9 protein-coding genes are annotated in these 13155 nt (G+C 60.8%); 6 read left to right on the forward strand and 3 right to left on the reverse strand.

Features of this window, described 5'->3' with window-relative positions; genetic code table 11:
- Positions 1 to 90 precede the first annotated feature (90 nt).
- Positions 91 to 1407, reverse strand: a complete 1317-nt coding sequence (locus ACYAR8_RS19455; RefSeq protein ID WP_463580794.1) for an MFS transporter — start codon at positions 1405 to 1407, stop codon at positions 91 to 93.
- A 230-nt stretch (positions 1408 to 1637) separates the two neighbouring features.
- Here ACYAR8_RS19455 and ACYAR8_RS19460 point away from each other — a divergent pair, with 230 nt between their 5' ends.
- Positions 1638 to 3380 (forward strand): IlvD/Edd family dehydratase, encoded by a 1743-nt coding sequence (locus ACYAR8_RS19460; RefSeq protein WP_463580795.1) that lies wholly within the window; start codon positions 1638 to 1640, stop codon positions 3378 to 3380.
- Between the two features lie 261 nt (positions 3381 to 3641).
- On the forward strand, positions 3642 to 4364 hold the full coding sequence (locus ACYAR8_RS19465) for a FadR/GntR family transcriptional regulator (protein WP_108121428.1): 723 nt from the start codon (positions 3642 to 3644) through the stop codon (positions 4362 to 4364).
- A gap of 88 nt (positions 4365 to 4452) precedes the next feature.
- On the opposite strand, the gene ACYAR8_RS19470 is transcribed toward ACYAR8_RS19465, so the two are convergent.
- Together ACYAR8_RS19470 and ACYAR8_RS19475 are read right to left on the reverse strand one after the other, a co-directional pair.
- Entirely contained in the window at positions 4453 to 5145 is a 693-nt protein-coding gene (locus ACYAR8_RS19470; RefSeq protein ID WP_074890365.1) for a sensor histidine kinase, read from the reverse strand.
- Complete coding sequence (locus tag ACYAR8_RS19475; RefSeq protein WP_074890363.1) at positions 5142 to 6746, reverse strand: tetratricopeptide repeat-containing response regulator; 1605 nt, start codon at positions 6744 to 6746, stop codon at positions 5142 to 5144. Before ACYAR8_RS19475 ends, ACYAR8_RS19470 begins: the two co-directional genes overlap by 4 nt.
- Before the next feature lie 307 nt (positions 6747 to 7053).
- On the opposite strand from ACYAR8_RS19475, the gene ACYAR8_RS19480 reads away from it, so the two are divergent.
- From ACYAR8_RS19480 to ACYAR8_RS19495, 4 genes are all read left to right on the forward strand, one after another.
- Entirely contained in the window at positions 7054 to 8694 is a 1641-nt protein-coding gene (locus ACYAR8_RS19480) for a methyl-accepting chemotaxis protein (protein ID WP_463580796.1), read from the forward strand.
- 378 nt (positions 8695 to 9072) lie between these two features.
- Positions 9073 to 10713, forward strand: coding sequence for a malate dehydrogenase (quinone) (mqo, locus tag ACYAR8_RS19485; RefSeq protein WP_074890362.1), 1641 nt, complete (start codon positions 9073 to 9075; stop codon positions 10711 to 10713).
- 205 nt (positions 10714 to 10918) lie between these two features.
- Entirely contained in the window at positions 10919 to 11515 is a 597-nt protein-coding gene (locus ACYAR8_RS19490; RefSeq protein WP_074890360.1) for a chemotaxis protein CheB, read from the forward strand.
- Between the two features lie 23 nt (positions 11516 to 11538).
- A complete protein-coding gene (locus ACYAR8_RS19495) occupies positions 11539 to 13128 on the forward strand; it encodes a sensor domain-containing diguanylate cyclase (protein ID WP_463580797.1) in 1590 nt (529 codons plus the stop codon).
- The last annotated feature ends 27 nt before the right edge of the window (positions 13129 to 13155 follow it).

Raw genomic sequence — 13155 nt, forward strand, 5'->3', positions numbered from 1 at the left:
GCGCTTGCCCGCGAGAGCGATCTGTCTGAAACATCTTCATGTCTGACACACCGCCATCGCGGGCAAGCGCGCTCCTACAGGGGCTTTGTATCAGGCCTTGCTCCGCGCGCTGGCGGCGAATTTCGATTCGGGCAAGACGTGCTTGCGTTCCAGAACACGGTAGACCACGCCGGTCAGGATCAGCCCGCAGATCATCACGCCCGAAAGGAAGTACAAGCCGCTGGCCAGATTGCCGGTCAGTTCTTTCAACCAGCCGATAACGAAGGGGCCAATGTAGCCGCCCAGATTGCCCACCGAGTTGATCAGCGCAATGCCCGCCGCTGCACTGGCACCGGCGAAGAAACGACCGGGCAAGGTCCAGAACACTGCCGTGCAGGAAAACAGCGAGAACGCTACCAGCGACAGCGCCGCCAGTTGCAGCACCGGAACCGTCAGGTACGCGCTCAGAAACAAACCGATCGCGCCGATCACATACAGCACCGCCAGATGACCATAGCGGTCATTGAGCCGGTCGGAGCTGCGCGGCACGATCAGCAGGCCGACGATGCCGAAGATGTAGGGCACGGCAGAAATGAAACCCGTGGTCAGGTCACTGCCGCCGAACTGTTTGATCAGCGTTGGCAGCCAGAGGCCCAGGCCGTAAATGCTCAGCGTGACAGGGAGGTAGAAGAGCGCCAGCAACAGAACGCGTTTGTCCTTCAGCGCATGCAGCGGATTGCCGTGGCGGGTCTGACCGTATTCTTCCAGGTCTTTTTTCAGCTCGCCGGCGAGCCATTGCTTCTCGACCGGGTCCATCCAGTTCACGTCTTTGGGGCCATCAGGCAACCAGCGCAACACCGGCAGGGTCAGCAGAATCGCCGGCGCGCCGATGCACAGGAACAGCCACTGCCAGCCGTGCAGACCGGCCACCCCTTCCATGCCCAGCAGACCGCCGGAAATCGGGCCGGTGATCATCATTGCGATGGGTTGGGAAAGGATGAACAGGCCGAGGATCTTGCCGCGATGGCGGACCGGAAACCATTGGGTGATGTAGTACAGAACGCCCGGGAAGAACCCTGCTTCGGCAGCGCCGAGCAAGAAGCGCATCACATAGAAGCTGGTCGGGCCCTGGATGAAGGCCATGCCCATGGTGATCGCGCCCCAAGTGAGCATGATCCGCGCGAACCAGCGCCGCGCGCCGAAGCGTTCGAGCATCAGGTTGCTGGGGATTTCCAGCAGGAAGTAGCCGATGAAGAACAGGCCGGCACCCATGCCATAGGCCGCGTCACCGATGCCGACGTCCGCGCCCATGTGCAGCTTGGCGAAACCGACGGCGGAGCGATCCACATAGGCAATCAGGTAGAGCAGGATCAGGAAGGGAATGAGTTTCAGGGTGATGCGACGAATAAGCCTGAGTTCCTGGCTCATGGATGCGGTCCTCATTGTTTTTGTTATGGAAGCCTGCGGGGATCGCCTCTGCCTTCGTGTGCGCATTGCTGCGGATGAAGCCGGCAGGGTCGTCCCTCGGTCGAGATCGACTATATAGTATTACTATTTAAGACTACAACTCTTCCACTCGTGACATTTTCGGCCTATTTTAGTCGTCACCTGCAGCCTTTAGTCTTACAAATAAAGCCTAACAATAAGAGTGCCGATTTATGTCTGATTCCGATAAGAAACCCGTGCTGCGCTCCGCCCAGTGGTTCGGTACCGCCGACAAGAACGGCTTCATGTACCGCAGCTGGATGAAGAACCAAGGCATCGCCGACCACCAGTTCCAGGGCAAGCCGATCATCGGCATCTGCAACACCTGGTCCGAACTCACCCCCTGCAACGCCCACTTCCGCACCATCGCCGAACACGTCAAACGCGGCGTCATCGAAGCCGGTGGTTTTCCGGTTGAATTCCCGGTCTTCTCCAACGGCGAATCGAACCTGCGCCCGACCGCCATGCTGACCCGCAACCTGGCGAGCATGGACGTCGAAGAAGCGATCCGCGGCAACCCCATCGACGGCGTCGTGCTGCTGGCCGGTTGCGACAAGACCACCCCTGCCCTGTTGATGGGCGCTGCCAGCTGTGACATTCCGGCCATCGTCGTCACCGGCGGGCCGATGCTCAACGGCAAACACAAAGGCAAGGACATCGGCGCCGGCACCATCGTGTGGCAGATGCACGAATCCTATAAAGCCGGGCAGATCAGCCTCGACGAATTCCTTTCCGCCGAATCGGGCATGTCGCGCTCGGCCGGTACCTGCAACACCATGGGCACTGCCTCGACGATGGCGTGCATGGCCGAAGCGCTGGGCACCTCGCTGCCGCACAACGCTGCGATTCCTGCGGTGGATTCGCGCCGTTATGTACTGGCGCACATGTCCGGCATGCGCGCGGTACAGATGGTCAACGAAGACCTTCGCCTGTCGAAAATTCTGACCCGCGAAGCCTTTGAAAACGCCATTCGCGTCAACGCGGCCATCGGCGGTTCGACCAACGCGGTCATTCACCTCAAAGCCATCGCCGGTCGTATCGGCGTGGACCTGGAGCTGGACGACTGGACCCGTATCGGTCGCGGCACGCCAACGCTGGTGGACCTGCAGCCTTCCGGGCGATTCCTGATGGAAGAGTTCTACTACGCCGGTGGCTTGCCGGCCGTGTTGCGTCGTCTGGGCGAGAACAATCTGATTCCCCACCCCGATGCCTTGACCGCCAACGGCAAGACCCTGTGGGAAAACGTGCAGAACTCGCCGATCTATGGCGACGACGAAGTGATCCGCGCCATCGACAATCCGCTGGTGGCCGATGGCGGCATCTGCGTGCTGCGCGGTAACCTTGCGCCGCTGGGCGCCGTGCTGAAGCCGTCCGCTGCCACGCCTGCGTTGATGAAGCACCGGGGTCGCGCGGTGGTTTTCGAGAACTTCGACATGTACAAGGCGCGCATCAACGATCCGGACCTGGACGTCGATGCCGACAGTATTCTGGTGATGAAGAACTGCGGGCCCAAGGGTTATCCGGGCATGGCCGAAGTCGGCAACATGGGTCTGCCCGCCAAGCTGCTGGCCCAGGGCGTGACCGACATGGTGCGGATTTCCGATGCGCGCATGAGCGGCACGGCTTATGGGACTGTGGTTTTGCACGTCGCACCCGAGGCCGCTGCCGGGGGTCCGCTGGCGGTGGTGCAGGAAGGTGACTTCATTGAACTGGATTGCGCGACCGGGCGTTTGCACCTGGACATTCCTGAAGCGGAACTGGCCGCGCGCCTGGCCGATTGGCAAGCGCCGCCACAGTTGCTGATCGGCGGATATCGTCAGTTGTACATCGACCACGTGATGCAGGCGGATCAGGGTTGCGACTTTGACTTCCTGGTCGGCATGCGCGGCTCGGAAGTGCCACGGCATTCCCATTGATAAAGAGCCATTGATTGAAAGCCATTGATTGAATGCGCCACGCCCTTGTAGGAGCGTGGCTTGTCCCGCGATCTGCCGAGCACCGGCAGCCACCCGGCGCTCGCGATTCAATTGATCCGCCGGGCGCATGATTTTGCTGCCGCTTCGCGCCAGATCGCGGGACAAGCCACGCTCCTACAGGTGGAGGCAGAGTCCACCCTTGCGCTCTATCGCCAATGCTATGATGCGCCGCATTCACCGCTCAGGATTGCCCCGCGCCCCATGGATTACCGTAAGCCCTCCGACCGTAAAAGCATGCACGCGCGCATTGTCCAGGACATCGGCATGCAGATTGTCTCGGGCCGTTTCAAGCCTGATGACAAACTCCCTGCCGAAGCCCTGCTTTGTGAAGAATATGCCGTCAGTCGTCCGGTGCTGCGCGAAGCCACGCGGGTGCTGGTCGCCAAAGGTCTGGTGTATTCACGGCCGCGGGTGGGCACGGTGGTCAAGCCGCGCCGCGAGTGGCACATTCTTGATCCGGACGTGCTGCACTGGCTGATGCAAAGCTCGCCGCAGAATGAATTTTTCGCACTGCTCACCAGCGTGCGCAGCATCATCGAACCGGCCGCCGCCGCACTCGCCGCGCAACACGCGACACCCGAAGACCTTGCGTCCATCGGCGAAGCCTACGACCGCATGGCCGCAGCGCCGACCGTTGAAGACGTGCTGCAACCGGACCTCGACTTCCACAGCCGCATCGCAGACGCCACCCACAACGACCTGCTCGCGCACTTGTGCAACATGCTCTCGCTGGCACTGCGCGAGGCATTGAAGCATTCCAACAAACGCCCGAACCTGCACGAACTGGCATTGCCCCGCCATCGTGCCATCCTTACCGCCATCGAAAACCGCGATGCGCTGGGGGCCCACCACGCCACGCTGGTGCAACTGGATGATGCACGCAACGCGCTGAATGTGGTGTTGGGGCAAGGCGTGAAGTTGTAAGTCCACAAAACGACGCGTGCACTTCGTAGGACCGGCTTAGCCGGGAAGCCTTTGATCTTCTCTCGACCGCAGCAAAGCGCGCGCAATCTCAGGGCAGATAAATGCTGAACAACCCGCCGCCCAGCTCACCGCCGTTAGCGATTTCGATGTGGCCGGGGACGCCTTTGCGCTGATGCTGTCTGGCGATATTCGCCGCGAAGTACAAGCCCAATCCCGTGCTGCCGCTGTTCTGGTTGATGCCCAGCACGTAGTCGGTCTGCTCCTCGATCATGTGCGCAGGGAACCCCGGGCCGTCATCGTTGATGCTGATCACCAGTTGCTCACCGACCTGCCCCGCGGTAATCAGCACTTCGCTGCGCGCAAAGCGAATGGCGTTGATGACCACGTTGGACACCACCGACCCCACCAGCTCGCGATCGAAGAAGCCCGGCAGACCGAAGTCGTTCACCGCATAGCGCGCGGTGATGCCACGACTGACGAGCACTTCCTGATGGAACGCCAGTTGCGCCTCGATGAAGTCATCCAGCTCGTGATAATCGGGGCGCAACGGCAGTTGGTTCACCCCCAGCTTGTACAGCCCCAGCAACTGCACGAGCATGCCGTTGAGATGAGCGAACTCGTAATCGATAACGCCCTGATCCGGCGTACCACGACAGGCCTCGGGAAGCTGCTTGACCCACTGGCCATGGGCCTGGATCAACGACCCCAGCGAGTTCTTCATGTCATGGACGGTGGAAGCAATCACCATCGAGAAGTCGAGCCCGAGATCCTGATCTTTCATTCGCCGAAAGCCCTGAGTCGCAGTTTCTGGAAACGTTCGAAGCGAGCGTCGGTCTCCGGCATCTTGCCCACCATCTTGAGACTGTTCTGACATTCCGCCAGGCTCGCCGCGTCGAGGTTTTGAACGCCCATGTGCAGCAGCGACTGCGCCATGTTCAGGGCGATACTGATGTTCTTCGGTTGCAGGGCCAGGCCTTGGCGGAACAGGTCCTGCGCCTCGCCGAGCTTGCCGGCGCGGTAGCAGCGAATGCCCTGAATGTTGAAATCGATGGCCGCCTTGCCGGCGCCCAGAATCTCCGGATCGTCGGTCTGTTTGGCGATGTTTTGCATCACCAGTGGATCGTCGCCGTAAATTTCGGCACAGCTTTTCAGAATGCCCGCGCCAGCGTCTTCCTGGCCGAGCAGCTTGAGCTGCGAAGCCACTGCCAGTGCTGCATCGGCGCTGAGAAACTGCTCCATGCCTTCAAGCCGCTCCATCGCCTGCTCGGTCAGCTTGGCGGCCATTTCAGGGTCGGAGGACGCGACGCTGGTGGCTTTCATCAGACGCGCGCGCACTTGCAGGCCGGCGTCGTTGCCGTTTTCCTTGGCCACCTCGGTCAGGGTCTGATTGATCTCCACGCGGGCGCGCGCATCCAGGCCGCGCTCGCCGCCACGGCTGATCAGGGCCTGCGCAAAACCCAGATTGGTTTCCGGGTCTTTGAAGCGGGAAAACTGGCCTTGGGAAACGGCCTGACGATACGCCTTTGAAGCGCCGTCGAAGTCCTCATTTTCCAGCGCCAGCTTGCCCAGCAGACGCTGACGGCGCACGGCGTAGGGCGATAACCGCACCGCCTCTTCCAGCATCTTCTGCGCGCGCTTGTTATCGCCGCTGGCCACCAGCACATCGGCCAGCCCGTCATACAGCACCGGCATGGCATTGAAGGCGCGAATCGCTTCTTCGTACACGGTCTGCGCTTCGGCATTGCGCCCGCGCTTGAACAGCAGCTTGCCCAACGCTACATACGCCCAGGGTTGCGGGCGGTCGGCGAGGATCGACTTGAGAAAGGTTTCCAGCGGCTCGTGCTGGTTGAGGTCACGCAGCGCGTCGGCTTTATAGCGCAGGCACAGCGGCGCAAAGCGAGGATCCTGTTTGGTCAGTGCGACGCAGGCGTTCAGCACCTCCGTCGGATTGCCACGGTCCAGCGCTTGCAGGATCGGCTTGAGCAACGTCTTGCGCTGGACGATCTTTTCCAGACGCTGAGCCAGGCTCGCGCGGTTGAACGGCTTGGTCAGGTAGGCATCCGGCTCCCACTCCAGCGCACTCATCACCATCGCCTGGCTGTTTTCGGCGGTGACCATGACGAACACACTTTCATGACTGATCAGCCGATCGGTCATCAGGTCTTCGAGCACCTGTTGGCCGTTCTTCTTGCCGTCGCCCAGATTGAAGTCGTGGAGAACGAAGTCGTAGCGCTTCTGCGCGCACATCTTCAGCGCCTCCTCGCCGGTGTCGGCAGTGTCCACTACCTTGACGCCCAACTCGCGCAGCATCGATCGGACCGAACTGCGGAAGTCGGAAAAATCGTCGACGATCAGAAAGTTTTTTTGGTTCCACGCCAGCATCGAGATTCCTGTCACCGGATAAAAATTCGGCCCTGAGGCACTTGCAAGAGCAGCGGTCTCTTTCCCAACGTCCGGGCAGAGACGGCCAATAGAGTTGCGGCATGACACCGCTTGTCCCAGTTATCGGCGGCTGCTGAGCAAAGCTTAGGCACGCCGCGCGGGAAAACTGACGCGCCCGCGCCGTGGCGACGGAACACCGACGCCCAAGCAAGCGCAGGAGAGTGGGTAAAGTCCTTGGGCGCCCCGCCGATATCCAGTCATGCAACGCGTAGTCAACAGCCACACCCATCCCCTCTGAGTGCACCCCATGTCCTGGATGACCGATCTGAAATTGAAGACCAAGCTTCTCTCGGCATTCTGCCTGTGTGCGCTGATCACTGTGGTGGTAGGTGTACTGGGGCAGAGCGGTATCTCCCGACTCTACGAGCTGTTTGATAACACGGTGAACGACAATCTGGTATCGATCGCCAAAGTCGATTCGGTCAAGGCTAACGTCATCGCCACCAACCGCGACTTCTTCAAGGCCATCGGCCTGAGCGCGCTAAAGGCGAATCCTGACGATATCAACGCCGCGATCCAGTCACTGAAAGAAAACCAGGCCCAGGCCGAGACGGACTTCAAGACCTACCGCGCCACCCCGCTCGATCCAGATGAAAAAGCCGCAGGCGATGACTTCGAACGCGACTGGGCCGCTTACATAAGCGCCGCCCTCAACGCGCTGTCCGTAGCGCAGAGCGGCGACCTCGAACAAGCCAGCAAACTGGCGGCCACCAGCGTGACGCCCAGCTACCGCAAGACCATGGGCGAATTGAAAATCATGATCGAGTCCAACCTGCGCCAGGCCAAAGAGCAGGCACAGGCCGGGGTTGAAACCGACACCCAGGTGACGTGGATTCTGATCATCGGTTCGTTGATAGCGGTGGTGTGCGCCATTACGTTAGGGCTGATCGTCACACGCATGATCACCCGCCCGATCTACCAATCGGTGGCCGGCGCGACCCGGGTGGCGGCGGGTGACCTGAGTCAGCCTATCCCCGTCGGTGGCCAGGACGAAACCGGGCAGTTGCTCAAGGCGCTGTCCAACATGCAGGGCAACCTCAAGGGCACCGTTCAGCAAATCGCCACCGCTTCGGACCAACTGGCGTCCGCCGCTGAAGAACTGACCATGGTCACTGATGACAGCACCCGTGGGCTGATGCGTCAGAACGACGAAATCCAGCAGGCCGCGACCGCCGTCAACCAGATGACCGCCGCTGTGGAAGAAGTGGCGCGCAACGCCGCCAGCGCGTCGCAGGTGTCTGCGCAGACGTCCGAAGATGCCATCAAAGGCCAGCAACAGGTAAAGCAGGCTGTCACCGCAATGAACACCATGACCGTGGAAATCACCGAGTCGACCCACCGCGTCGAAGCGCTGGCCGGGCAGATTCGCGATATCACCCAAGTGCTCGACGTGATCCGCGGGATTGCCGAGCAGACTAACCTGCTGGCACTCAACGCGGCCATCGAAGCGGCCCGCGCCGGCGAACAGGGCCGGGGTTTTGCGGTGGTGGCAGACGAAGTTCGTGCCCTCGCCCACCGCACCCAAACCTCCACCGGCGAAATCGAGTCGATGATCACCAAGGTGCGCAATGGTGCCGACGAAGCCGTGAAGGCCATGGGCAAGAGTCAGACGATCGCCGTGCATACCCAGTCATTGGCCACCGAAGCCGGCCACGCACTGGAGCGCATCAGCGAAGGCGTCAGCCAGATGAACGAACGTAACCTGGTGATCGCCAGCGCGGCCGAAGAACAAGCGCAAGTGGCCCGCGAAGTGGACCGCAATCTGGTGAATATCCAGGACCTGTCGACGCAGACCGCAGCCGGCGCCAATCAGACCAGTGCGTCGAGTCAGGCCCTGTCGAGACTTGCCGTGTCTTTCCACTCCATGGTGGGTAAATTCACGCTGTAACCGGCCTGGCGTTTCGGCGCCCCGCCAGCTAATCGCCACCCTGAGACAAAATGGCGTATTGACTAATTTGGCACCCGATTTGTCGAAAATGACATTTCGGGTACAATCCCCGCCCGCCGCAGGGGATGGACCTGATGACCAGGTCCTGCGGTGGATGATGTTTACTCAAGCTGCTGATTCCAATGATCGAATAAAAAGCACAGCACCGAGGGACATAGAACACGAGGTCGACCTGTTGACTGGCCTCTTGACCCTTCCTCCTCGTTTTCCGAGAGCGAAGCCTGTCTGACGTTCGCGCCGCAAACTGGCGCCCGGCACTGCAGGACGTTGCGCGACGAATCCTGCAGGCGGATAACTTTCTATCTATTGGATGATTCGATGTTCAAGAAAACGAGCACCGCTCTACTGGGCCTCGCGATTTCGGCCACCTTCCTGCAAGCCCACGCCGCAGAAAGCAAGAAAGTCGATGTACTGCTGATCGGCGGCGGCATCATGAGTTCGACCCTGGGCGTCTGGCTCAATGAACTCGAGCCGAGCTGGTCGATGGAAATGGTCGAGCGTCTTGATGCGGTCGCCGAAGAAAGCTCCAACGGCTGGAACAACGCCGGCACCGGTCACTCCGGCCTCGCCGAGCTGAACTACACGCCTGAAGACAAAGACGGCAAGGTCAACATCTCTAAAGCCATCGAGATCAACGAAGCCTTCCAGGTTACCCGTCAGTTCCTGTCCTGGCAGGTTCGCCAGAGCGTCCTGAAGAACCCGCCTTCGTTCATCAACACCACACCGCACATGAGCTTTGTGTGGGGCGATGACAACATCAAATTCCTGAAAAAGCGTTACGACGCGCTGCAGGCCAGCCCGCTGTTCCGCCCGATGCAGTACTCCGAAGACCCGGCGCAGATCGCCAAGTGGGTCCCGCTGATGATGGAAGGCCGCGATCCTTCGCAGAAGCTGGCGACCACCTGGACGCCTATCGGCACCGACGTCAACTGGGGTGAAGTCACCCGTCAGTACGTGTCGTACCTGCAGACCCGCCCGAACTTCGACTTGAAGTTGTCCAGCGAAGTCAACGACATCACCCGTAACGACGACGGCTCGTGGCACGTTGAATACAAGAACCTGAAAGACGGCACCACCACCGGTACCGACGCCAAGTTCCTGTTCATCGGTGCAGGCGGCGGCGCATTGAAGCTGCTGCAGAAATCCGGCATTCCCGAAGCTCAGGACTACGCAGGCTTCCCGGTCGGCGGCTCGTTCCTGGTGACCGAGAACCCGACCGTTGCCATGCAGCACATGGCCAAGGCCTACGGCATCGCCTCCACCGGCGCGCCGCCCATGTCGGTTCCGCACCTGGACACCCGCGTGCTGGACGGCAAGCGCGTCATTCTGTTTGGCCCGTTCGCGACCTTCTCCACCAAGTTCCTGAAAGAAGGTTCGTACTTCGACCTGTTCAGCAGCATGACCACCCACAACTTCTGGCCAATGACCAAAGTGGGCATCGAGCAGTACCCGCTGGTCGAGTACCTCGCCGGTCAGTTGATGCTGTCTGACGACGACCGCTTCAAGGCGCTGCAGGAATACTTCCCGCACGCCAAGAAAGAAGACTGGCGCCTGTGGCAGGCCGGTCAGCGCGTGCAGATCATCAAGCGTGACGCGGATAAAGGCGGCGTGCTGAAACTGGGCACCGAAGTCGTTTCCTCCCAGGACGGCACCATCGCTGCCCTGCTGGGCGCATCGCCAGGCGCATCGACCGCTGCACCGATCATGCTCAACGTCCTGGAAAAACTGTTCAAGACTCAGGTCGCGACGCCAGAGTGGCAAGCGAAGATCCATCAGATCGTGCCGAGCTATGGCACCAAGCTGAATGAATCGCCAGCGGCTGTGCAGCAAGAGTGGAACTACACCGCCGAAGTGCTGCAACTGGGCAAGCCGCCTGTGCTCGATCAGAGCGTCGGCACCAGCACTGCCGCGCCGGGCAAGCCTGCTGAAAGCAAGCCAGCCAGCGACATGGCGCTGTAATAACGCCTGACCGGTCGCATCGATTTCGATGCTGCTGCTCACGAAAGCCACGAGACTTCGCGTCTCGTGGCTTTTTTATTGCCTGGGGACCGACCCAAGGGACGCATGAATGGCCGGAAGAGATCCGGCAGCCGCTGATGACGTGAAAATGAACGGCAAGCGCTTGGGTTGGGTCCACCCTATAGATCCAGTCAGGGAGAACGGTATGGACACTACAAACACCCAAGTGCTGAGGGATGTCGTCGTCATCGCAGGTTCACAAGGCGCGACCGAGGCCCTGCGCAAGCTCCTCGCCAGGCTCCCGGCGGATTTTCCGGCTGCCGTGCTCATCGTGATTCACACAAACCCGTCAGGTCCGGACTACCTGGCTTCGGTGCTCGGTCGCTACTCGACGCTGCCTGTAGGCTACGGTAAAGAAGGCGAGCCGGTACTGCCGAGCCGTGTGTATCTGGCTCCTGCTGACCGGCACCTGGAGATCGTCTCGCCCGGGATCATTCATCTCGACGATGGCCCCAAGGTGAAACTCGCACGTCCTGCCGCCGATCGTCTGTTCACCACTGCTGCCGAAGTGTTTCGCGAGCGGGTGATTAGCCTGGTGCTGTCAGGGGGCGATTCCGATGGTGCGGATGGGGCAGTAGAAGTCAGGAACGCTGGCGGGTTGAGTTTCGTCCAGCGCCCCGACGAAGCGCCGGTGCCCAGCATGCCGATTGAGACGATGCGAAAAACCATTTTGAGCCCTCAGCTGAGTGCGGAAGAAATGGCGGACGCCCTGATCAAAGCGGTCGGCAGCGTCCACAGCTGATATCTAACAGGAGGCCAGAGAGCATGCCAGGAGGCGAACAGCATCCACCGCCGTCAGGCGCCTTTGATCTACTGGACCTGGGACCGGGGCGCAACACGGCCGTGTTTCGGCTCACCCTTGCGTTCATGATTCTGGTGTTGCTGACGTTCATCTCTGTCGAGGGGTGGCGCGCCTGGCGCGATTACAACCACGCCTACGACTTCGCCCGGGACTCGGTCACCAACCTGGCGCGTGCCACCGCGCAGCACGCCGAGGACGCCATCCGGCAGGTCGACATCCTCACGTACACCCTCGGTGAGCGGGTCGAGGGCGATGGTTTGGCGACTATCAACGCGCCGCGCATCCATGCATTGATGGTGCAGCAATCGAGACTCATGCCTCAGCTCCACGGGCTGTTCATCTACGGCGCCGATGGGCGATGGATCGTCACGGACAAGGATGTGCCCCCGGACACCCCGAACAATGCGGACCGGGACTACTTCATTTATCACCGCGACCATAAAGACCCGCGTGTGCGCATCAGCAACGTGGTCAAAAGCCGCTCCACCGGCGAGCTCATCATCCCGGTCTCACGACGGCTGAATAATCCTGACGGCTCGTTCGCGGGCGTGATTCTGGGGACCATCAAGCTCAGCTACTTCATGGATTATTACGGCGACTTCAAGATTGATGATCGCGGCGCGCTGGTGCTGACCATGCGTGACGGAACCATTCTGGTCAGGCGCCCGTTCATGGATTCCGTTGTGGGGCAAAGCCTTGCCGACAGCGAGATATTCAAACGCTACCTGCTGACCGCCAACCAAGGGATCGCGGAGATCAAAGCCGTCGTAGACGGCACGTACCGGCTGTACGCCTTTCGGGCGTTGTCGAGTTATCCGCTGGTGGTCCAGGCAGGGTTGTCGAGAGAATCCTTTGTCGGGCCGTGGCGTCGCGATCTGCTCAAGTCCGGACTTGTGCTACTGGTGCTGGTCGCCGGCTTTATTGGATTTGCCTTCATCGTGCTCACCCAGTTGCGCGGTCGCATGGCCATGGAGAGCGAAATTCGCCTTGCCCATCAGGCCGTCAGAGACATGGCCCTGACGGACAGCCTGACCCAACTGGGCAACCGGCGCCGCCTCGACATGGCGCTTAACAGCGAGATCGGCCGGGCAAAACGACAGCGCTACCCGCTCGCCTTGATCATGCTCGACATCGATTACTTCAAGCGCTTCAACGACCGCTACGGCCATGCGGCGGGTGACGACTGTCTGCAGAAGGTCGCCCAGGCCATCAGCGGGGTGTTGAAACGGCCTGCGGACCTCGCCGTTCGCTACGGTGGCGAGGAGTTCACGGTGCTCCTTCCGGATACCGATATCCAGGGTGCCGGCCGTCTCGCCGCGGACATCTTGCAGGCCATCCGAGGGCTCGGGCTGGAACACGCCGATCATCCTGAACAGATCGTCACCGCAAGCGCAGGTGTCACGGCCAGATTCCCCGCGCTGGAAGACACCACCCCTGCCGGCATGATCAAGGCGGCGGATGCCTATCTTTACTACGCAAAAAATAATGGCCGCAACCGGTGGTACGCGGATCAACACACTCAGGCGAGCGCGCAGGCACGAACGACAGATTGATTGGGCTGGCTGGCCAAACGGCCGGGA

Source organism: Pseudomonas sp. HP_01, assembly GCF_055284355.1.

What these genes read in the sequence shown, in the direction of transcription:
- ACYAR8_RS19455 (WP_463580794.1), bottom strand. Translation starts at nt 1,407, where the DNA reads ATGAGCCAGGAACTCAGGCTTATTCGTCGCATCACCCTGAAACTCATT.
- ACYAR8_RS19460 (WP_463580795.1), top strand. Translation starts at nt 1,638, where the DNA reads ATGTCTGATTCCGATAAGAAACCCGTGCTGCGCTCCGCCCAGTGGTTC.
- ACYAR8_RS19465 (WP_108121428.1), top strand. Translation starts at nt 3,642, where the DNA reads ATGGATTACCGTAAGCCCTCCGACCGTAAAAGCATGCACGCGCGCATT.
- ACYAR8_RS19470 (WP_074890365.1), bottom strand. Translation starts at nt 5,145, where the DNA reads ATGAAAGATCAGGATCTCGGGCTCGACTTCTCGATGGTGATTGCTTCC.
- ACYAR8_RS19475 (WP_074890363.1), bottom strand. Translation starts at nt 6,746, where the DNA reads ATGCTGGCGTGGAACCAAAAAAACTTTCTGATCGTCGACGATTTTTCC.
- ACYAR8_RS19480 (WP_463580796.1), top strand. Translation starts at nt 7,054, where the DNA reads ATGTCCTGGATGACCGATCTGAAATTGAAGACCAAGCTTCTCTCGGCA.
- mqo (WP_074890362.1), top strand. Translation starts at nt 9,073, where the DNA reads ATGTTCAAGAAAACGAGCACCGCTCTACTGGGCCTCGCGATTTCGGCC.
- ACYAR8_RS19490 (WP_074890360.1), top strand. Translation starts at nt 10,919, where the DNA reads ATGGACACTACAAACACCCAAGTGCTGAGGGATGTCGTCGTCATCGCA.
- ACYAR8_RS19495 (WP_463580797.1), top strand. Translation starts at nt 11,539, where the DNA reads ATGCCAGGAGGCGAACAGCATCCACCGCCGTCAGGCGCCTTTGATCTA.